Below are 22,248 nucleotides of genomic sequence, written 5' to 3'. Positions count from 1 at the left end.
TAAACTGAGCCCCCTAAGGCTATTCATAGCAATGCCTACTTAGGAAGCATACTTTTAGCTCCAGGAAGTGATGACTCTACAAAAGACTCAACCTGTCACTAGATAACAAAGAATTTACTTTAAAGCCTTCATTATCCCAGTTACCCAAGTGAATGTTCTTGAGCGTTTTAACACTCAGCAAATACCCACTAACTTTTTGATACTTAGTTAACAGACCAGTTGAGTTAGTCTGCAACAAAGCGATTAGTTCCTACGACTATTTCAAGATAGCCACAAACACTCAAAACTCAACCAGAATTCAGATCGGCTGTTGGCATCAATGGGAAAATTCTTGGCCAATATCCAGCTTAACCACCGAGCTTTTCTCTTAACTCACCTAAACAGAGTAATATCCCCATAAATAAAGAGGCTATCTTATTCATCAAAGCCTACATGTACACGTATAAGAAGTGCCTTACTGATCCGCGACGGCTCAGCTGAACTTTGAAGGCGTTGTACATCACTAACCTCTCGCAGGTGCAGGATAGTAATATCCACGGCTTTCGAAGTTCTTCTGTTAGACAGTGCATCCAGACTAGAAGTCCATGAAAAGAGTGGGCATTTCTCCAGAGCCTGCCATTACTTTTACTCCACTTAAGAAGCCAGAGCTTTTAAGGCATGGTTAGAGTCACTTTCACTATAGTGAAAACAGTATTCAGCCACATTAACTCAGCGCGGCAGGGTTACATCTGATAAAGACTGCAATGATTCATAGTCGCAGGCTCCGAGCTTAAGCATTTGTCGATAACAGTCCGTTAAGTTTTGTTAACTCTTTACTTACTCAACACACTAACCCCACTACCTGGGTTTGCGCTAAATCGGAACTGTAAGTGCTCTCCAGTTTAATCTCTTATACAAAAACGAGAGTCATCAATAAACCATAGGAAATTACTCAACTATTCACTTGCAATTACACCTTTCAGTTTATGCAACGAGAGTAAAACAAAAGCCTTCTTTACTGCGCAAATACCTACTACGACTCTCTTTTTAGGTCCTCAAATTGAAAATATATAAAAAAAAACGATTTTTTTTACATGAAATAGCAAAATTCCATATAAAACACTTGCATTTAGGTATACAAATAAGCTGCAATTAGCGCCGCTCACTTGGGGGGACTCACTATCAATTGTTTTCTGCCGAAAACAGACGTCTTCGACAGTGCATTTCACTGGGAAGATGGCTGAGAATAATTGATAGGAATGCCCCCATTTAACAAAACAATACATTTGCAGGGAAATTTAAATGGCTACAAAAAAAGTATCCGCAGTCGCCACTAGCGATGTTGCACAGCTGGAAGCGGAGCTGCGCTCCCTTACCGCAAAACTGGAAAGTGCCCGTCTCAAACAAGAGAAGGACCTGACCGCTAAAGTAGAAAAGTTGGCAAACAGTGCCAAGAAAACCGCAGAAAAAGCTAAAGCGACTCAAGAAAAAGTTGCCGCTGTCCGCGCTAAGAAGAAAACCCCGGCCCAGCAAAACCAGCTGAAAAAAGCGCGTGATGCTGCTGCTGCAGCCAAAACTGCCGCTGCAGAGGCCAAAACTGCCGCTGCAGAAGCAAAAGAAGAGCTGGCCGGCATTAAAGCTGCAAACAAGCTTGCAGCTAAAGTAGCCAAAGTCGTCGCTAAAGAAGAAGCCGCTATCGCCAAGAAGCTGGCAACCGAAGAGAAGAAGCAAGCTACAGCAGAAGCCAAAAAAGCTGCAGCTGCTGCCAAGAAAGCTGCCACTGCAGAGAAGAAAAAAGCTGCTGCGGTAAAGAAAAAGCCCGGTCGCCCAGCCAAAGCTGACTCAGCTAAGAAGAAGCCAGGCCGTCCTCCTAAGGCTGCAGCCACTACTGAAGAGCCCAAGAAAAAGCCGGGTCGCCCAAAGAAAACCGAAGAAGCTAAAAAGCCCGGTCGTCCAGCCAAAACCGAAGCTGCCAAGAAAAAGCCTGGCCGTCCAAAGAAAGCAGAAACAGAAGCCGCAGCAACTGAAGCTGCTCCTGTAAAACGCGGTCGCGGCCGCCCGCCAAAGGCAGAAACTGCGAAAAAGAAGCCCGGTCGCCCGGCCAAAAGCGAAGCAGCCAAGAAAAAGCCAGGGCGCCCCAAAAAAGCCGCAGCCCCAGCTGCAACTGAAGCTGCTCCTGTAAAGCGCGGCCGTGGTCGTCCGCCCAAGGCTAAGTAATAAGTAACTCACTTAGCTTGTTCAGCGGGAACAACAGCGTTCGCTGAACCGCCCCCGGCAAGCCCGGGGGCTATCCTTTGCACTGACCGATTTGAACACCAATACTGACCGCGCGTATGTGGTGATCCTCCCCCAAATACAAAATGCAATCGGCCCAGTTAGGCATATCAATTAACAGATTTCGTGTTATCCGTTCATAGTGCTCAATAAAGCGGTCCAGCTCAGACTCCTCCATCCCCGCCCCTGTGCGTTTACGTAACTTTTGTTCCTGTAGTTTGCGCCACTCAAAAATTGACTCCATTCCAGGAGCACACAGCATCACCATGATATCCACGCGCTGAAATAGTTCGCGATAGATCCCTTCCAATTGCTGATTAATAAAACGTCTCCAGCTGCCGGAAGTGTCCTCTAACCTCTCCAATGAATTAATAGGCTGAATTGGTTTTATCGATGCCTTAGCGCCGAGACACCATCCCTCAAGTAATACAATATCCACCTTGCCACTATGCACAGGCCAAAGGTTACTGGGCACCCTGTCATCTTTGGATTTATCAAAACGCGGCAGAGAAACTTGTGATTGATCTCCAGCACTGCAAAGAGCATCCAGAGTATCTAACCCCAATTGAACATCGTGAGTGCCCGGTACTCCTCGGGTGCGCAAGAGCGGGTGAACCTCTTCGGAGAGCTGCAGCCGCTGGGAATGAGTCAGGTAAATGTCATCCAAAGAAAAAGTGCAGCAGTTGAACCCCTGTTTCGCCAGTATCAGGCAAATAAAGTCTGATAACGTTGACTTGCCAGTGCCCTGCCCACCACTAATCCCCACAACCAGGGTCTGCCCTTCCTTGTGTCTTTTCATGAGCCATAAAGCCAATGGCAAGTAATAGGCCTCTATCTCATGAGAAAAATCTGCTGGCAGTTGGTGCTTCTGGATAAAACTACCAATCACTTGCCGTAGACTTGTCCCTGCTAATTCACGGCTAAGTTTGATAATTTCCTCCGGCCAGCGACATATTCCAGTCTCTAACTTGTTTCCCAACCTTCCCTCCAGATTCTGCTCCAATTTTTAATCAAGCCTCTTATTCACCATAAAGAAACGGGGGCTATAGCCCCGCAAAAAGTGATCACAAGAATAATTTAATACTGAATTTGCTAGCTCAATCGAGGACCTGCTAACTTTCTCCAAGAGAGTTTGCTGCGCAAATGCCCAGGCAAAACCAAAAGAACCGGGGTCACCAGTAACGTCAGGAGTGTGGAGAAGGACAATCCATAGACGATAGCACTGGCCAGTTTGACCCAGAATGATGCGATTACACCGTCGACCACAACATTTCGTCCTACCATGTCGACACTCACACCTAGGGCTAGCGGCAACAAACCTAAAATCGTCGTCGCAGTAGTGAGAAATACCGGGCGTAACCTCTGCGTGGAAGCTTTGAGAGCCGCCTCTGCGGGGCTAAGATCAGGCTCACTTTTACGTACAAAGTTATAGGTATCGATCAAAACAATATTGTTGTTAACCACAATCCCCGCGAGGGCAACAATCCCCACTCCAGTCATGATGACACTGAAGGTGCTCTGGCTAAGCAATAAACCCAACATCACACCAATCGTCGACATAATCACCGAAGACAAGATCAGCAATGACTGATAAAAACTGTTGAATTGGGTTACCAACAGGATAAACATCAAAAACAGTGAAAGTAGAAAAGCCACCCCTAGAAACTGAAAGGACTCACTCTGCTCTTCATCCGCACCGCGAAATAATAACTCCACGCTTGGATCTACCGGATTCTGCTCAAGCCAAGCCCGGATTTCTTTGACCTTATCGTCTGGCAACACACCCTCCTGGGCGTCAGCTTTTACTTGCATGCGGGTAATGCCGTCGATCCTTTCAATTTTGTCTACTTTCGGCATGGCCACTGTATGTACAAAGCTGCTGATAGGCACTGTACCGCGCGGAGTATTGACCTTGAGTTGATCAAGAGCGGCTATACCGCGAGCACTTTGCGGGTAACGAATACGAATATCCACCTCTTCATCAGTATCATCGGGACGGTATTCAGCCACTCGCACACCATTGGTTACCAGCTGAACCGCTCGTCCTACTTCAGTCAGATCAGCTCCATACAAGGAGGCCTTGGCACGATCCACCCGCACCTCCCACTGAATCCCTGGGAGTGGTGCAGTATTGACAATATCTCGTAATCCACCGAAATCATCTTCCATTGCCCGGTGTAGTCGCCAAGTCTCGGCCAATAATTTTTCATAGTTCTGCCCGCGTAGCTCTAACACAATATCTTTGCCAACTGGCGGGCCGCCTTCCATTACGTTAGCCGTAACCTTGATCCCTGCAAAATTTGCTGTGCGTGCACGAATATCTTCGAAAACTTCCCGGCTGCGCCGCTCGCGCTCTTCAGCCGGCAGCAGCTCCACCAACATATTGGCAATCTGGTCCGGGGCACGATCGGAGTTACCGGAAATTCCACCGGAACCGATTGTCGTGTGCGCTATACGTACTTCTGGAATACTCAGGACCGCTTTTTCCACTTGGGCGACCAGCACTTTCTTCTCCGCCATGGAGAGATTGCCCTGCGCTCTAATCTCAACATTGCCGTACTGCTCTTCGGTCTCGGTGAAAAATTCAACCCCGGCACCAAAGCGGCCAAAAGCAATAAATATGCAGACCAAGAGAACAATTGTGGTGGTAAAGGCCATCCCTGGGCGACGCAAGACAAAAGCCAAGAGGCGGGCATAGTAACCAGTAATTCCCGGTAGGAGCGTGGGCTGCCCCTCCTCTAACTGCTTTAAGTAACTACGCGTTGAAGCTGTTAAATTACTTTTGCCAAATAAAGCGCCCAGCACCGGTGCAAAAAACAGTGCATAGAGCAGTGATCCCGCTAATACCGCAAAGACAGTCACCGGCAGGTAGCGCATAAACTCGCCGACCACTCCCGGCCACAGCATTATCGGAAGAAAAGCGGCGAGCGTAGTTGCCGTTGAGGCGACAACCGGCCAAAACATACGACTGACCGATGCGATATAAGCGTTACGAGCACTCAAACCCTCTGCCATTTTTCGATCGGCAAATTCGGTAATCACGATGGAACCATCAATCAGCATACCGAGGGCCAGTAACATGCCGAACATCACCATAAAATTAAAGGAGTACCCCAGATACCAGGTGACGATAGAACCGAACAGCAGCGAGAATGGCACCCCCAATCCAACCAGAATGCCTGAGCGGAAACCCAGGGCAGCCACCACAATAATCATTACCAGCAGCATTGCGGTAAGAATATTGCCCTGCATTTCACTGACCATATCCCGCGCAAAGTTGGACTGGTCAAAAACAAACTCCACTTTTACGCCTTGGGGTAAAGCTCCCAGCTCCTCTTGCACAACCGATCTGACCCGATCTGCCACATTTACGGAGCTGGCGTCATTGCGTTTCTCGACATTAATAGCGAGACCGGGGCGACCGTTGATGCTGGTAAAACTCACAGCATCCTTGAAGGTGCGGCGAATATCGGTCACATCACCCAGGGTAACAACGCCATCTGCCGAATTCTTTAACGGGATCTCATAAACATCCTGTGCACTCTCAATCAGGCCGGGAACTTTGACAGAAAAGCGCCCGCGATCTGTATCCAATTCTCCTGCGGGAATCAGCAAGTTATTACCCAGCACCGCGTTAATCAGCTCTGCACTGGTCACCTGATAGTGCTCCAGGCGCACCGGATCAATAGTTGCCTCGACTACCTCTTCGCGATTGCCGTGTAGATCTGCGCTCAATACATCGCTGATATTTTCTATTTTGCGCTTAAGTAACTGGGCACTACTGAGCAGTACCCGCTCACTAACTTTTTCCCCAGAGAGGGTAACCACAATGGTGGGAAAAGGTTGCGCCGATGCCTCCTCAACGGTGGGTTCTTCCGCATCCCTTGGCAGCTCTGCACGGGCCCTCTCCACCGCGTTGCGTATATCATCCACCGCATCATCCACATCAATTGCGGAGTCAAATTCCACCACGATATAGGCCAGGGACTCACGGGCGACCGCAATCACCTCGACAACTCCCTCGACCGCACGGATTTCCTGCTCCAAGGGGCGCACCAAAAGGCGCACGCCATCCTCAGGAGAAATCCCCTCATGGGTAACCTGCACCATGACAAATGGCGGATTCACTTCAGGGCTAGATTCAATTGTCATAGCACCGCGGGCCACAAGCCCCACTAAGACAATCAGCAACATCAGGCAAATGGCACTGCGATTGCGCGCAATCGCATTCTCCAATAATTTCATCGCTAGTTACCTTCCTGATCATCCTGTGCACTGGGCACTGAAACCGGCTCAGGGGTGATATCCACAGGCTGGGATTGCACACTGAGTGCAGGTTCTGGTGGTGACATTTCCACCTTGACAATATCGCCCTGGCTCACATATTCCTGACCGACGGTGATCAGAGTAACCGGGTCCGGCAGGCCACTGACCCAAACACCCCCGTCTCCATCACCCACCAAAGTGACATTGATAAAATCGACCCGATTGTTTTCATTGAGCACCCGCACACCCAGTGTGCCGCTGTCATCCAGAGTCAGTAGTGAGGAGTTAATATGGTGTGCCAGTATTTCACCGGTGGGCAGAGCCAAGCGACCACTTAAACCACCGCGCAGCAAGTTGCCGGGATTATTCACTGCCACCTCGACACGGTAAGCGCGGGTGATCTCTTGAGCCTGCTGGCTGATGTAACGCAATTTACCCTGAACCGGAATACCACGTTGTAATTCTGCACTGGCCGGGCCCGCGGGCACTAAATTGCCCACTTGATTCTCGGAGACCTCACCAACTACCAGAATTGGATCCAAATCCAGCAGGGTCGCACATTCTTCTCCCCGGCGAATAAAATCACCCAGCTCTACTGCGCGCTTATTGACCACGCCGGCAAAAGGCGCGCGGATTTTCAAGTTATCCACCATCACCTTGGCCGAGGTGAAATCCGCCTGCGCTTGCGCCAGAGCAACATTCTGCTGAGCCATGGCCGTATCGGACTGCAAGCCTTTCTTTTTTAGCCGCTCAGCGCCAGCATAATCCAGACGCGCTTTATTGAGCGCGGCTTCGGCCAGGGCCAGTTTTTCCAGACGGTCCTCCGCTTCGATTTCACAGATCACCTCACCCTGTTGTACTTGGCTTCCCTCTGGCACTGGCAGCCGGGCTATAACACCATCCAGTTCCGCTCTCAGGCGCACGCTGCGATTTGCTTCGGTATGCCCATTGACCAACACCCGTGTCGCGTAGGACTGAGCCTCAATCCGCCGGGCCTGAACCCGCATCGCCGCCTCGGGAACAATCCCCGCTTTTTCGGCGGAATTCGCACTCTCACTATCCTCTTCAGGTAGCAAAACTCCACTGAATAGCCAGGCAAGGGCCAGTAGGGTAACGAGTAATGCGATTCGATAATTTCGGTTAGACCAGATAGATACCAGTGCACTCATAAATAGAAACCTGTCAGGCACAAATAAAGCGGCCGGCAGCAACGCTGGCGCAGTGTTTTGAGTAGGCCAAATTTTACACAGCCCAGTCGTATTCCTAAATTGAATTTTCAGAGAAATAGACCAGCTGACAAGGCTGCGGGGCCGGTAACATCAGTCGATGTCTGAGTAAATTGAGTATAAGAAGGGACAGGTGCTTCGCGTGGAGCAAAGAGGGGAAATCGGTCAGACTGTCTTCACAGGGCACTCCGACCGCATCATTTAGTGAGAATTAAGACAGCATCGATTCCAAAAAGCCCAGCATGTCTGACTCATCATCAATCAGTTCACCGGAACCAAATTCCGCATTCCAATCGAGAAGTATTCTGGCCAGAGCCCTTGCCTGTTCGGCCAGGGCAACTAACTCTTCGCGGCTATTCTTTGGCCCGGTGTAAAGCTTTAATTTGCGATGGCTGTCGGCCAGTTGATGGCTGGGGTACTTAGAGCGATACACTTCCAACTTCCAGCGCAGCGAATGCACCATATTGCGATAAAACGTCAATTTTGTTGGCAACTGCAGCAGAGTGAAATCTTCAAGATCCCCAAACAGGGAGCAATCGAGCCCGAGCACCTGGGTCTCGCGGCTATTGTGCGCAGCAAAAATATTCGCGCTACGAGGCTCTGCCAACAACATAGAGAGATCGCCAAATAATTCCCCTGGGCGAATAACCGCCAGGGGACGCTCGCCATTAAGCCCATTGCCCTCCACTTGAACCTGCAGTTCTCCCCGCAAAAGGAAAAAAACCCACTGATCCACGTCGCCGGCGCGCAGCAGCTGTTCACCAGGTTCCAAACTCAAAAGTCGGGAGCGCTTTAACAATACATCGTACTGCCACTCACTGGCCGCACGAATATCTCGAAACAGATGAATGACGTTAAGAAGCTTATCGACAGCTTCCCGCGGATAGTCAATAAGGGGCTTGGTTTCCATAGATACCGCAAAATTAGTGAAAACTTTTCCATTTTTTCTAAAAGTGTGGCCGATGCCACTTGGCGATGCTGGATTCTAAACGATATCGATCTGCCACACACATCGTTGGCTATGACAATCGTTTCCCACTCGGCACCCGCGATCCTGCAAAGGGGGGCATTCTAACCTCTCCAGGCTTGAACTCCATTCCAGTTGCAGTAGAGTTAGGCGAAGTGTTGAGTACAGTGTGCTCACTCACACTTTGAATGCGCACTATTTCATCTGATTTGTGTGCACCGGGGAGGGACACCTCAATCTTAATTACCGGGACCCGAGTGTCCGGATATGCAGACACCATAGAACAATGAAATCGATAAAAATTGTCTTCTCACTTTGGGTGTTAACATTTGCTGTAACTACCTCAGCTGCACCGCTCTTAAATGGCCTTGCGCTCGAACAACAATTTAACAAAGAACTCTATATAGCCGCTGTCTACTCGGAGAGTCTTTCTAGTGATTCAGCCGGCCTTTACAACCCAGAGACACCGCGGCGCCTGGAAGTACGGGTGCTCGCCAAAAGCCTGCCCGCGCGCCGTTTCCGCAACCAGTGGATGGAAAGTATCGCCATCAATAACCGCGGTGACACCCTGAGCAGTCAGGCGGAGGATATGGTGACCTTCGCCAACCTGTTTAAAGGCCGCCTACACCGCGGGGACCAGTTAGCCATCGATTTTGCTGCCGACAGCGGTATCACCTCGGTTTCCCTAAATGGCATTACCCTCGGTGAGATAGCCAATCCGGATTTCTTCAATACCCTGCTGCGCGCCTGGATCGGCCCTGTCCCCCCCTCGACAGATTTTCGTGACGGACTGCTCTCTGCCGGAAATATTCCCGACTCCCTGCGCTCCACTTTTGAGAGCCTAGAGCCCAGCAGCGAGCGGATCGCCGAGCTGCAGTTGAAGTTGATTAGCCAAGAGGAAGCCCTGGCGGCGGCGCAGGCACCACAGAAAGAGGAGGAGCTATCCAAGCCCACACTGGTTGAGGTGGATCTCGCCCCGCCCACCATGACTCTGACTCCGGCAAGCTCCGAAGTGTTGGAGGTGGCCGAGCAAATCACAGAGCAGGTAGCTCAGACTGAAGCCACCGATGGGCTCTCACAGACAGAGGAAGCCCCCCTGCAGCAGGAAAACGAAAGTAGCGGCGAGCCTATCCAACTAGCCGCAAACGGCCCCGAGGATATAGCGCTGGCAGAAATGGATGAGGAGTTTGAGGAGGAAGAAGAGGCCCCCCTAACCGCCGGTATGATCTTGGCTCGCCAAATTTACACTTCCAACCTACTGCGCCACACCTACCGTCATATTCGCTATCCGAAACGCGCCCAGGAGCGGGGCCAGGAAGGTAGTGTGCGCCTGAATGTGGTTATTAACACCCGCGGCGAAGTAGAGGAGATTCAGGCAGTGCAAGAATCCCGCTTTGGAACTCTCAACCGTGAAGCTCGCGCTGCGGTAGAGAGAGCGGCGCCATACCCCGCAGTACCCTCCCAGCTGGGCGAGGAGACTTTCAGCTTCTCACTGCCGATTACCTTCAATCTACCCGACTGACCCACTCTTTCGCAAAAGCCCCACTCTGTGGGGCTTTTTACTAAGAAATTTCGCTAAATTTGTAACTCCTAACCAAATTAGCCAAGCCACCATCTGCCGCAATCCATCCGCCGCTAAACGCAGCCCTCTTGCCCAACCTTACTGTCCCCTTTTACCATGTACGTTTGATACAACTGTGCAAAATTTAGCCAAAAGAGCCGAAATGAAAAAACTATTACTACCTGTCGCTATTGCAGGCATTCTCGCCGGCACCCAGCTGTCACTAACAGCCCACGCCCACGATCACAGTGGCTCCAGCCACCATAAGGCCACTGCTGAACAGCAGCAGCTCACTTCCGGTATCGACCTCACCGCGATGGATACTAGTGTTCGCCCACAGGATGACTTCTTCGCCTATGTAAACGGCACCTGGCTAAAGAACACCGAAATTCCAGCAGATAAATCCCTCTGGGGCGGCTTTACAACCCTGAGAGACAAAAGCACAGAACAAGTTAAAACACTGATCATGGAGGCCAGTAAAGGCGCCAGCAGCAAAGATGCCAAGCAGATCGGTGACCTCTACAACAGCTTTATGAATGAAAAGCTGATTGAAAAGAAAGGCATTACCGCTGTCTCCTCCGAACTCGCCAAAATCGACGCAATTAAGACCCGCAAGGATCTGACTAACTATTTCGCCTACGCTGATATCGCCGGCTACGACGTACCCTTCGGTGGCGGCATCTACCAAGACCTGAAAGAGGTCGAAAACTATATTTTCTACCTGTGGCAGGCCGGCCTGGGTATGCCGGACCGCGACTACTATTTCGAAGATACCGAGAAGAGCAAGGGGCTGCGCAAGGCCTATAAAGAGTATCTGGTAGAAATCCAAAAGTTAGGCCAGCTGGATAATGCCGAAGCGTTCTCCAAGAAAATCTTCAAGCTGGAAGAGAGCCTCGCCAAGCATCACCGTACACGCCTGGACAACCGCGACCCCGAAAAGTATTACAACAAGAAATCCACTGCGGAGCTGAAAAAGCTGATGCCCGCAGTTGACTGGAACAGCTACCTAAGCGCAGCCAAACTGGCCAAGGCTGACAGCTTTATTGTGGGCCAGCCCGAGTACCTGGAAGCCGCTAATCAGATCATTGTCGACACCGATATGGCCACCTGGAAGCGCTACCTGAAGGTCAAGGTACTTTCCGCCATGGCGCCTTACATGCACAGTGAGATTGCCCAGGCACATTTCGATTTTTACAACACCAAACTCCACGGCGTAGAGCAGATGGAACCCCGCTGGAAGCGCGGCACCCAGTTTGTGAATGGCGCAGTGGGTGAGCTGGTCGGCAAGCGCTACGTTGAAAAGTACTTCCCACCGGAAGCTAAAGCGCGCATGACTGTGCTGGTGGACAACCTGAAAGCCGCCTACCGTGAATCCATCGAGTCCTTGGAGTGGATGGGTGAGGACACCCGCAAACAGGCATTGTTTAAGCTGGAAAACTTCACCACCAAGATTGGCTACCCGGACAAGTGGCGTGACTACTCCGCACTCAAGGTAGATGCCGATAACCTGGTGGGCAATGTGCTGGCAGCCAATATGTTTGAGGCCAGTTATGATCGCAACAAGCTGGGCAAGCCCATCGACCGCGGTGAGTGGGGCATGAGCCCACAGACCGTGAATGCCTACTACAACCCGGCAATGAACGAGATCGTGTTCCCCGCAGCAATTTTGCAACCACCATTCTTTAATATGAATGCCGACGATGCAGTGAACTACGGCGGTATCGGTGGTGTGATCGGCCATGAAATCGGCCACGGCTTCGATGACAAGGGCAGTAAATTCGATGGCAAGGGCTATCTAAATAACTGGTGGACTGACTCTGACCGCAATAACTTTGAGAGCCTTACCAGTAAGCTGGTCTCCCAATACGACGCCTACGAACCCTTAGAAGATGAGCACATCAACGGCAAGCTGACTCTGGGTGAAAACATCGGCGACTTGTCCGGCCTCGGCATCGCCTATAAAGCCTACAAAATGTCCCTGAACGGCAAAGAAGCACCGGTCATCGACGGTTTCACCGGCGATCAGCGCGTATTTATGGGCTGGGCACAGGTTTGGCGTAGCAAGATCCGCGATGAAGCTCTGAGCGGCCGTATGAAGGTGGATACCCATTCTCCTGCGGAGTACCGAGTGAAAGGGGTCCTCCCCAATATCGAAGCTTTCTACGAAGCTTTTGATATTAAAGAAGGTGACGGTATGTACCTGCCGAAAGAGGAGCGCGTGAAGATCTGGTAATCGCTGGCAATAATCCTGCCATCTGTTACCGGCTTTCCGCTCTACCGGCCGCCCCGGCGGCCGGTTTCTCTCAATATTTTCCTCGAAGTTTCCCTCTCTCCTAATATTTCCTCATTCTTGTACCATCCATTTCATCAACACTACAGGATGGACAAATCTTTGCCGCAATAGCTTAAGATGGATGGCGTGCTTTCATAAGAGATACCACCAATGGCCCATCGCACCCAGTTCCAACTGCTTGCCAGCCGCCGCTTTCTGCCCTTCTTTATCACCCAGTTTTTAGGTGCCTTTAACGATAACGTATATAAAAATGCGTTGATCGTGATGATCGCCTTTCGCTTGGTGGAAAGCGAAGCCAATGCTCTAATTAATATCGCCGCCGGCCTGTTTATTCTGCCGTTTTTCCTATTTTCCGCCTCTGCAGGTCAGTTGGCGGACAAATTTGATAAGAGCCGCTTAATTAGACTGATCAAGCTGGGAGAGATCGTTATTGGCTCCCTCGGTATAGGTGCGCTTTATAGTGGCAGTAATCTGCTCTGCCTTGCCGTTTTGTTCCTGCTCGGAGTGCAGTCCGCCTTCTTTGGCCCGGTGAAGTACGCCATCCTGCCACAATCCTTGAAACGCTCTGAACTGGTCGGTGGTAACGCCCTGGTAGAGATGGGTACTTTTGTTGGTATCCTCGCCGGCACCATTGTGGGCGGCCTACTCGCCGGACTGACCGGGCAAGGGGAACACGGTCTCTTCTACCTCAGCCTGATTATTATGGGGGCCGCGATATTCGGTTACTTGGCAAGCCGCTGGATTCCTCAAAGTCCAGCGCCCTCGCCAAATTTGCATATCAACCCAAACCCCATCACCCAAACCAACAAAATCCTGCGCACTACTGCCAAAACCCCATCAATTTTCTATGCCATTATCGGCATCTCCTGGTTTTGGCTATTGGGCGCGGCTTATCTGACGCAGATACCCAGTTTTACGAATAATGTACTGGGGGGAGATGAATCCCTTGTCACCCTATTGTTGTGTGCCTTTACAGTCGGTATTGCCCTGGGCTCCATGCTGTGCGAGCGTTTATCCAACGGCCATATCGAATTGGGCCTAGTACCACTGGGTGCCGCCGGTCTCACCATTGCCGGAATCGCCCTTTCCAGTGCCGGGGGGGGCTTTCAGGAACTGCAAGAGCCCACCTTAAGCGCTTTCTTCAACAGCGATGGCGCCCTCACTATTCTTATCTGCATCGTATTGTTAGGTATTTTTGGTGGCCTCTACATTGTGCCTCTCTACGCTATGATGCAAGACCGATCGCCTCGAGAAATTCGCGCACAGATTATCTCGGTCAACAATATTCTTAACGCGCTGTTTATGGTTGTTTCAGCGCTGCTGGGTATTTTGTTCCTGAATATCCTAGGAGCCACGATTCTACAGTTTTTCCTGGTCATCGCCCTGATGAACGCCGCCGTGGCTATCTTTGTATTCACCAAGGTTCCCGAATTCGCGATGCGTCTACTTATCTGGATGCTCTCCCACACAATGTATCGGGTTAAGCATCAAGGGTTAGAGCAGATTCCCGCAGAGGGACCAGCCCTGATCGTGTGTAACCATGTAAGTTATGTGGATGCCCTACTGTTAGCCGGCGCCGTACGCCGCCCAATACGCTTTATCATGTATAAGCCGATTTACGAAATCCCGGTACTACACTTTATCTTCCGCACTGGGCGCGCCATTCCCATCTGCTCCAAGTCACGGGATCCTGCAGGCTATGATCAGGCATTCAAGGACATTGAGCAGGGTTTGCAAGATGGTGACCTGCTATGTATTTTCCCAGAGGGACAACTCACTAAAGACGGAGAGATGCAACCGTTTAAAGCCGGCATTGAAAAAATCCTTGCGCGCACCCCTGTGCCAGTAATCCCCATGGCCCTACGCGGACTTTGGGGCAGCTTCTTCAGTCATAAAGGTGGACACGCCTTCACCACCCTGCCAAAGCGCTTCTGGTCCAAAGTCAGTGTCGTGGCAGGCGCTCCGATTAAAGCGCCTGAAGCCAAGGTAGAGGCATTACACGATGAGGTACTGGAGTTGCGCGGGGAATTAAAATAGATCAACACATATTTTGGGGCTGGGATAACACCAGCCCTGTCATCAAAACCCTTACGCGCCAGGATATTTGACCAGACCAAGGCTACTGTAGTCTTACTGCTGTCCTATGCTTAACCAAACTTCCTTCAATGTAACCCCATCTTCAGAACCTTATAAAGCACGATGACCGAATACGGGTCTAACAAGGAATATTCGCAGCATCACTCAACAAATATGAATCCCCGACTGATAACCAATCAGATATAGGCTGTCTCATGTAAGGAAGTGGCAATGGCTCGACAGAATCAGTTTCAGCTATTGGGAAAACGCCGCTTCCTCCCCCTATTCCTTACTCTGATCACTGTCTATTTCAACAACAATATCTTCAGAAATGCTCTCTTAGTTATTCTCGCTTTCCAGCTGGCAAAAAACGAAGCCAATACTCTGATCAATCTGGCAACCGCACTTTATCTTTTACCTTTTTTCCTGTTTTCTATCACAGCGGGACAATTGGCAGATAGGTTCGATAAAAGCAAATTTATTAGGCTGATTAAGCTGCTAGAAATCCCCATTGTACTTCTGGGGGCTGTTGCGCTGTATGCCAACAGTAAGATGCTAAGCTTCTTAGTTTTATTCCTATTAGCAACCCACGAGACTTTCTACGGCCCTGCCCGCTATGCAGTTATGCCCCAACACCTGAAACGAAAAGAACTGATGGGTGCTAATGGGTTGGCACAAATGGCAATTTTTGCTGGCAGCCTTAGCGGTGCAATCGTAGGCGCTCTACTCGCAGATTTTATCAAGCCGGGACAACATGGGGTTTTATATCTTAGCCTTGTCATGTCTGGTATCGCAGTTTTCGGTTATTTAAGCAGCCGCGCAATACCTCCAGCACCACCATTGTCACCCCGCTTAAAAGTGAATTGGAACCCAGTAAAGCAAACTCTGAAAATTTTACAGCAAACAATGAAGAACCCTTCGGTTTTTTATTCCATCATCGCCTGTTCTTGGTTTTGGCTAATCAGCACAACTTTTATTGCGCAAATTCCCAGTTTCACCAAAAACACACTGGGCGCCAGCGAACCCGTGGTTACCCTGATGATTTGCTGCTTAACAATTGGTATTTCGCTTGGATCCCTTATGTGCAATACCTTATCTCGAGGCCGCATTACACTTGGCATAGTACCCATCGGTGGCCTTGGAATAACTCTGGGCGGGCTTGGTCTGGGTTTTAGCGCACTAGGTTTTCATACTATATCTGGAGCTTCCATATCTGAATTTATGATGAGCGACAATGCAGTTTCAATTTTGCTCTACACAGTATTGGTGGGTTTCTCCGGGGGGATCTTTATCGTGCCACTCTACACCATCATTCAAGACCGGGCAGAAAAGCAAATACGCGGACAAATTCTTGCACTGAATAACATGTCCTACGCCCTATTCGTTGTCATAATCTCAATAGTCAATATTATATTACTAGATGCGGCAAAGATATCTATCACCCAACTTATAATATTCCTTGCAATTTTAAATCTCCTTGCATTAATTTTTATCTGTTTCAATTTACCCGAGCTGTTAGTGCACCTAACCACCTGGGCCTATACAAATGTCGTGGCTCGAGTGCAAGGAGAAAACTTGAAACTGATACCGGAACAAGGAGCCACTCTCATCATCTGCACGTCCATGAATTACCGGGCACCTCTAATCCTATATGAGATAATACCGCGCCCCGTTCGTTTTATCTTACCGCAATCATTATTCAACCATAAATTAATACGCTTTGCCCTTAGCAAGGGGGGCACACAACCTATAATTTACAATTCAGAAAAAACAGAAAAGAATATCAACCTTCTCAACGAAATAGAAAATGCAATAAAAAAAGAGGAACTTTTGTGTCTATTTATTGACAAGCAAGATCATTCAAGTACAACCATTAAAAGAAGAAAACAGTTATGGGGCATATTTAGGAATCAGAACGCTCCCATTACTCAAGCCCTATTACAGATCAAGAAGACAAAAAGCCAGTTAAGTAGAAGAACATTATTAACCTTAAAAAACATTTACAAAGAAGACGATATTTAAAAAGAAAACCTACAAAGACAGCCTCACCATTTAAGGATAAAGACCTCAAAAACCACAACTACTCTTTTACAATAACAATCAACACTATAAAACCAGATTCCATCTACTAGTTGGCAGCAGTTCCTCCTACTCTCCAAGCATCCACTGATTCAGCTTTACCCTATGCTATTAGTTACTCACTTTTGCACTGATACAATGGTTTAGTCACTGGATTTGTTCAAGGGAAGCAACCCAACTAAAGAAAGGCGCCAATGGCCCAGCAAAACCAATTCACCCTTTTTACCAAGCGCCGCTTCCTGCCACTGTTTCTCTCATTGATCAGTGCCGCCTTCAACGACAATATTTTCAAAAATGCACTCCTGGTGATGCTGGCATTTCGTCTGGCGGAGTCCGAGGCCAATGCCTTAATCAATCTCGCAACGGGCTTTTATATACTGCCGTATTTTCTCTTTTCGGTAACGGCCGGCCAGCTAGCGGATAAATATGACAAGAGCCGAATTATCAGGATATTGAAGTTAGCGGAAATATTTTTTGTCTTGCTGGGAGCCTATAGCCTTATTTATAACAACCAAATCCTGAACTTTATTGTGTTGTTTTTAATGGCAACACACACCGCTATATTCAGCCCTGTGCAGTATGCCCTACTACCCCAACACCTCAAGCGCAGCGAGTTGATGGGAGGCAATGGATTGGCACAGATGGCTTCCTTTGCCGGGGTGTTAGTCGGGACTATTGCCGGTACCCTACTCGCCGGTTACACAAAACCGGGCCAACCGGGACTGGAGGAATTGGGAGCCATCATGGTTGTGATAGCCGTCTTAGGCTATCTTGCCAGCCGAATGATCCCACAAGCACCCCCCCCGACCCCAGACTTACGCATCGACTGGAACCCCATATCCCAAGCTTGGCGTATAATGCGGCTAACGGTTAAGAATCCATCAGTTTTTTACGCTATTCTCGCCTGCTCCTGGTTCTGGCTGGTCAGTTCAGCCTATCTAGCACAGGTGCCCAGCCTCACCAAGAATGTACTAGGCGCGAGCGAGCCAGTTATCACCATTATTCTGTGCTGCCTATCCATTGGTGTGGCGGCGGGCTCCCTGATGTGCGAAGCACTCTCCAGAGGGCGCATCACATTTGGCATAGTACCTATCGGCGCCTTGGGGATCACTCTAGGTGGGCTGGGCCTCGGTATAACCACTGCACAGTTTGACACCTTGTCCGGGGCATCTATCAGCGAATACCTGCAAAGTGATGGCGCTTATGCCGTACTCATATATACCGCTTTACTGGGTATATTTGGCGGTATCTTCATTGTACCGCTTTATACAATCATGCAAGACAGGACCGACTACGCTGTGCGTGCGCAAGTCCTATCCCTAAACAATGTTTTAAACGCCCTATTTATTGTACTGATCTCGCTGCTTAGTATTTTTTTCCTCGATGTACTGAAAATTACAATTCCGCAGCTATTTATCCTGATGGCTCTGGTGAACTGTACAGTAATGACTTTATTGTTTTTCAAACAACCAGAATTTATTGTGCACTTACTCGTGTGGCTTTCCTCGCATCTATTCGCCCGCACCTCCTACGGAGAACTCAAGCACATTCCCGCCACAGGAGCTGCATTGCTAGTCTGCAGTCCAGCAGCCCGGCTGGCGCCCCAACTGCTTATGGATACTCTGCTGAGGCCGATTCGCTTTATTCTGCCCCAGGGGTTTAATCAATTTCCTTTGCTGCGATTTATTTTTAACAATCACAGTCTTGCGCCCATTTTTTACGACGCGACAAGAGATAAAGAGAAGTTCACAGCGGAAATACGTCGAGCTGTAGGGAATGGTGAATTAATCTGCTTCTTTCCCGTTAATGATCACTGTGACAGTGAATTTGCTGATGCTCAAAAGCAACTAAAGGAGGTCTTAACCCATACAGCCACCCCCATATTCCCCCTTACTCTGAAGGGATTGCACGATGAGGTTTCAGGCAACCCCAATCATAAAAAAATGCGCTTTTTCCCCAAAGTACATATCGGCGTAGGGCAGCCTATTGCAGCGAAGGATATAAACGGATCAGCCTTAGCTGAGCAACTCAACCAAAGTGATACCTGATGCACCGATTTAACCAGCAGCCACTAACCCACCAGTAAAAGCTATGCCTTATTCGAACCCCAAATTCAGAGTTTAATCTCGCTCAAGTCCAGCAACAGCTGCGAACTCCACACCCAAATAGGGTAATTGGCATATTCAGATTCTAAGTGGGGCTTCTTTAGCAAAAAAATACCCGCTTCTAGGAGCGGGTATTTTCAATACTTTCAAGCTACGTTTTATTAAGCAACCTTGGCAGGAGCCTCAGTAGAAGCACTCCCCTTTCTCATCAGCCAAAGCGCTCCGATAAGCACCAAGGCTTGCAAGCCAATCCCCTGCCAAGTTGGGTAAATACCCAGCCAGTCGAAGCTAAACTGCACCGGCAGCGGTGAAATACCAATCCAGGCCGCCTCCTGCAACGCGGCAACCGCCTTGCCTGCAAGTACGAATGACAGTGCCAGCAATACATAAGTGGTCACGCTGAAGAATTTACCGATCGGCAGGCTTACCGAGTAACGCACTAGGGCAAAACCAATCACCGCCAGTAAAACTACACCAGCGCCAACCCCTGTCCACAAAGTGCCATAATGACCTGCAGAAGTCTGCGCCAGTAGAGATTGATAGAACAGGATGGTCTCGAAGATCTCACGGTAAACTGCGATAAATGCCAGCCCTGTAATACCCCAAAGGGCACCGGTACTCAGGCTACGGTTGATGCTTTCACGGATATATTTCTGCCACTCGTCCGCTTGTGTTTTGCTGTGCATCCAGAAGCCCACATAGAAGAGCACTACCGCGGCCAACAAGGCGGCCACGCCCTCCATCACCTCACGACCGGCACCACTAATGGTGATCAGTGTCTGCGCCGCAATCCAGGTGGCAAAGCCGGCAGCAAAGGCACCGACCCAGCCCACATGCACAAATTTGAGGGCATCGCGACGGCCAGTTTTTACCAGGATGGTAGTCAGAGCAATCACCACCAATAGCGCCTCCAACCCTTCACGCAGAAGAATCACCAGACTGGCAATAAATAGAGCAGCACCAGACAGGTTGCCCTCCTGCATTAGCGACTCCGCTTGAGCTAGTTGCTGCAGGATTGTCTCAATCTGCGCCCGAACCTGTTGGGGGTCGCTATCGGCATGAAGTTGCGCGCGCAATCCCAGCAACTCACGCTCAGTGGCCAAGCGCAGGTCTGCATCCAGAGAATTCAGGGAATTTTCCGCCATCTCAAAACCATCGAGATAGGCGCTGATAGCCAGTGTGCGAGCTTTGGCGAAGTCGCCCTGTTGATAGGCCAGCAGCGACGCCTGTAACTGTGTGCGCGCCACATCAATGGGAGAGCCGCCTACCGAAGCCTCTGCGGTAAATAGCACACTCGGATCAGCGCGTAGTGCCGCCACCGTCTGTGAGGAGATTTCCGGACGATCATTGCGCAGCACCTGTGGGCTATACATCACCATATCTTGCAAGGTAGGTTTCATTTCCGCAGCCGGGTCGCTTTCACCGGCAAATGCCAAGCCACCCACGTAAAAAGCGAGAGACCAGCGCTGCTGCTCGGTGAGATTAGCAAAAGCAGTCATGGCGGTGCCATCAATACCATTGCTGATCGCATCGTAAAGCCCCAACAGAGAACGATTAACAGCGCGCTCGCGCTCGTGGAAATTAGTCGGCGCAGGCTCCAGATTCGCCGCCAGGGGGCCGTCGCCGTGGCCCTCCACACCGTGACACGCAATACACTGGGCCTGATAGAGCGCGAGAGTCTCTTCAGTACTGACTAATCCACTTGGCAGTGATAATGCCGGAGCAATAGCTAGCAACCCCTGGCGCAAACTGGCTGTGTGCACCTGCACTTCATCAATATCCGCTTTGCGCTGGATCGCCGCCTGTAAGGCCTGGGCCTCTGCGCGAATAACACTGGCCTCGGTGGAATCTTTTAGCTGCTGCCCACGGTCGATCAGCAGCCCGGCGAACTCCTCCATTTCAGCAAATTCGTCAGCATTGATGATCTTGCCTCCGGCCACAGCCTCCGGGTAATCAACGCCAATATACTCCGCCATTTGCATCAACTGGCGCAGTTCCTGATCTGAGAGCCCCCCTTGCTGGGCCTGGGCGGGGATAATCGAAATGGCCAGCAACGCTAAAAACAAGCGAGCCAGATGGTGGGAAAGGCGCATGGAGTGTCCTTTTCAGTTACTACAAACAATATTCGTTATGGAGCGCACAATATTATTGATAATCATTCTCATAATAAACCCCATGCTTAAACTCACCTATATTCATTGAGTTGAAAAAGTCTTGCTTTTTACATTGCCCACAATTAAATTGTGCACAACTTAAAAAGCGGAGCACACCATGACAGACCTTTACTCAATCCCCGTAAAGACCGCCAGCGGCGAAACCACTTCCCTTGAGGACTACAAGGGCAAACTGATCCTTGTGGTAAACACTGCCAGCAAGTGTGGATTCACCAAGCAGTACAAAGGACTCGAAGCCCTCTACGATCAATATAAAGACCGCGGCCTAACCGTGCTTGGCTTCCCCTGTAACCAGTTCGGCAAACAGGAACCCGGCAGTGACGATGAAATCCAAGAGTTCTGTGAACTGAATTTTGGCGTCAGCTTTCCCGTTTACGCCAAACTCGATGTCAATGGCCCCACGGCTCACCCACTGTTTGTGGAGCTGAAGAAAAGAGCACCGGGCCTCCTTGGCACCGAAGGCATCAAGTGGAACTTCACCAAATTTCTGATCAGTAAGGATGGCAAGGAAATTAAACGCTACGCCCCAAAAGACACCCCTGAGTCCCTGCAGGAAGAAATCGAACGGATGTTGTAACTGTGATTTGCGACGAAGATTCCGAGCTGGCTCTCAACCGCCAGCTCTGTTTTGCCCTCTACGCTGCCTCCAGGGCTATGACGAAAGCCTATCAGCCCATGCTGCAAGACCTGGGCATCACCTACCCCCAGTACCTTGTGTTGATGGTGCTCTGGGAGTGGGCACGTGAAGATGAAAACTGCGAAGTCGAAAAAGACGGAAAGGATAATGAGAGAAGCCTCCGAGCTCTCGGGCAGCGCTTGATGCTCGATTCCGGCACTCTCACCCCCCTATTGAAGCGCATGCAGGAACATGGACTGGTAGAGAGAAAACGCGCTCCAGGGGATGAACGGGTCACCCTAGTGGCGGCCACCAGTGCTGGTCTGGCATTAAAGCCCCGAGCCAAGCAGTGGGTGCAGCAAAGCATCCAAAACTCAGCCATTACTCGTACTGAGGTGAAACAGCTTCACGGTGACCTCTGGCAATTTCTTCACAAGCTGGAAGGTAGCAGCCCCAAAGGTGCCGCAAAGTAGAAACAATATTTTCCTCATCGCCCCCGGGAGCCTTCACCCTTGGGGTAAACACCCCAAGAGAGAAAAAAAGCCAACAAATAGGGCAAACATTAGGACGCAACCACCAACAAAAAACAATTTAAATGAATATTTAGGATGAGCATTGACCTCAAGCTTAAA

At 49.9% G+C, this 22,248-nt stretch carries 13 protein-coding genes; 8 read left to right on the top strand and 5 right to left on the bottom strand.

Translation table 11 applies throughout. The features are described 5' to 3' along the window. Positions 1-1,281: 1,281 nt before the first annotated feature. The gene (locus tag ACJJIJ_RS00165; RefSeq protein ID WP_444938342.1) at positions 1,282-2,196 is read left to right on the top strand and encodes a hypothetical protein; all 915 of its coding nucleotides are present in this window, start codon (positions 1,282-1,284) and stop codon (positions 2,194-2,196) included. 70 nt (positions 2,197-2,266) lie between these two features. Here ACJJIJ_RS00165 and ACJJIJ_RS00160 read toward each other — a convergent pair whose 3' ends face one another. From ACJJIJ_RS00160 to ACJJIJ_RS00145, 4 genes are all read right to left on the bottom strand, one after another. Beyond that, positions 2,267-3,232: a phosphoribulokinase gene (locus ACJJIJ_RS00160; RefSeq protein ID WP_444938341.1), complete on the bottom strand. Its 966-nt coding sequence runs from the start codon at positions 3,230-3,232 to the stop codon at positions 2,267-2,269. 113 nt (positions 3,233-3,345) lie between these two features. Then, entirely contained in the window at positions 3,346-6,498 is a 3,153-nt protein-coding gene (locus ACJJIJ_RS00155; protein WP_444883756.1) for an efflux RND transporter permease subunit, read from the bottom strand. Positions 6,499-6,500: 2 nt separating this feature from the next. After that, entirely contained in the window at positions 6,501-7,688 is a 1,188-nt protein-coding gene (locus tag ACJJIJ_RS00150) for an efflux RND transporter periplasmic adaptor subunit (RefSeq protein WP_444891347.1), read from the bottom strand. A 268-nt stretch (positions 7,689-7,956) separates the two neighbouring features. Beyond that, positions 7,957-8,655: a cyclic nucleotide-binding domain-containing protein gene (locus ACJJIJ_RS00145; RefSeq protein ID WP_252084550.1), complete on the bottom strand. Its 699-nt coding sequence runs from the start codon at positions 8,653-8,655 to the stop codon at positions 7,957-7,959. 343 nt (positions 8,656-8,998) lie between these two features. Here ACJJIJ_RS00145 and ACJJIJ_RS00140 point away from each other — a divergent pair, with 343 nt between their 5' ends. From ACJJIJ_RS00140 to ACJJIJ_RS00120, 5 genes are all read left to right on the top strand, one after another. Continuing rightward, the gene (locus ACJJIJ_RS00140) at positions 8,999-10,234 is read left to right on the top strand and encodes a TonB family protein (RefSeq protein WP_444883754.1); all 1,236 of its coding nucleotides are present in this window, start codon (positions 8,999-9,001) and stop codon (positions 10,232-10,234) included. Positions 10,235-10,436: 202 nt separating this feature from the next. Further along, positions 10,437-12,506 (top strand): M13 family metallopeptidase, encoded by a 2,070-nt coding sequence (locus ACJJIJ_RS00135; protein ID WP_444883753.1) that lies wholly within the window; start codon positions 10,437-10,439, stop codon positions 12,504-12,506. Positions 12,507-12,716: 210 nt separating this feature from the next. Beyond that, positions 12,717-14,603, top strand: coding sequence for an MFS transporter (locus ACJJIJ_RS00130; protein ID WP_444938340.1), 1,887 nt, complete (start codon positions 12,717-12,719; stop codon positions 14,601-14,603). Positions 14,604-14,873: 270 nt separating this feature from the next. Continuing rightward, positions 14,874-16,664, top strand: a complete 1,791-nt coding sequence (locus tag ACJJIJ_RS00125; RefSeq protein ID WP_444938339.1) for an MFS transporter — start codon at positions 14,874-14,876, stop codon at positions 16,662-16,664. 251 nt (positions 16,665-16,915) lie between these two features. Further along, the gene (locus tag ACJJIJ_RS00120; RefSeq protein ID WP_444938338.1) at positions 16,916-18,769 is read left to right on the top strand and encodes an MFS transporter; all 1,854 of its coding nucleotides are present in this window, start codon (positions 16,916-16,918) and stop codon (positions 18,767-18,769) included. 218 nt (positions 18,770-18,987) lie between these two features. Here ACJJIJ_RS00120 and ACJJIJ_RS00115 read toward each other — a convergent pair whose 3' ends face one another. Beyond that, a complete protein-coding gene (locus ACJJIJ_RS00115) occupies positions 18,988-20,919 on the bottom strand; it encodes a cytochrome c/FTR1 family iron permease (RefSeq protein WP_444938337.1) in 1,932 nt (643 codons plus the stop codon). 178 nt (positions 20,920-21,097) lie between these two features. Between ACJJIJ_RS00115 and ACJJIJ_RS00110 the strand changes: the two genes are divergently transcribed. Both ACJJIJ_RS00110 and ACJJIJ_RS00105 read left to right on the top strand, forming a co-directional pair. After that, a complete protein-coding gene (locus ACJJIJ_RS00110; protein WP_444883748.1) occupies positions 21,098-21,577 on the top strand; it encodes a glutathione peroxidase in 480 nt (159 codons plus the stop codon). A gap of 2 nt (positions 21,578-21,579) precedes the next feature. Further along, entirely contained in the window at positions 21,580-22,089 is a 510-nt protein-coding gene (locus tag ACJJIJ_RS00105) for a MarR family winged helix-turn-helix transcriptional regulator (protein WP_444938336.1), read from the top strand. Positions 22,090-22,248: the final 159 nt, after the last annotated feature.

This window comes from Microbulbifer mixtoriginis (SeqCode), from assembly GCF_052467945.1.
The sequence above is the reverse complement of the archived record's forward strand: the minus strand, read 5'-3'. Positions and strand labels throughout refer to the sequence as shown.

Coding starts and splice junctions, on each gene's coding strand:
- ACJJIJ_RS00135 (WP_444883753.1), top strand. CDS start 10,437: ATGAAAAAACTATTACTACCTGTCGCTATTGCAGGCATTCTCGCCGGC.
- ACJJIJ_RS00150 (WP_444891347.1), bottom strand. CDS start 7,688: ATGAGTGCACTGGTATCTATCTGGTCTAACCGAAATTATCGAATCGCA.
- ACJJIJ_RS00120 (WP_444938338.1), top strand. CDS start 16,916: ATGGCCCAGCAAAACCAATTCACCCTTTTTACCAAGCGCCGCTTCCTG.
- ACJJIJ_RS00145 (WP_252084550.1), bottom strand. CDS start 8,655: ATGGAAACCAAGCCCCTTATTGACTATCCGCGGGAAGCTGTCGATAAG.
- ACJJIJ_RS00140 (WP_444883754.1), top strand. CDS start 8,999: ATGAAATCGATAAAAATTGTCTTCTCACTTTGGGTGTTAACATTTGCT.
- ACJJIJ_RS00165 (WP_444938342.1), top strand. CDS start 1,282: ATGGCTACAAAAAAAGTATCCGCAGTCGCCACTAGCGATGTTGCACAG.
- ACJJIJ_RS00125 (WP_444938339.1), top strand. CDS start 14,874: ATGGCTCGACAGAATCAGTTTCAGCTATTGGGAAAACGCCGCTTCCTC.
- ACJJIJ_RS00155 (WP_444883756.1), bottom strand. CDS start 6,498: ATGAAATTATTGGAGAATGCGATTGCGCGCAATCGCAGTGCCATTTGC.
- ACJJIJ_RS00115 (WP_444938337.1), bottom strand. CDS start 20,919: ATGCGCCTTTCCCACCATCTGGCTCGCTTGTTTTTAGCGTTGCTGGCC.
- ACJJIJ_RS00130 (WP_444938340.1), top strand. CDS start 12,717: ATGGCCCATCGCACCCAGTTCCAACTGCTTGCCAGCCGCCGCTTTCTG.
- ACJJIJ_RS00110 (WP_444883748.1), top strand. CDS start 21,098: ATGACAGACCTTTACTCAATCCCCGTAAAGACCGCCAGCGGCGAAACC.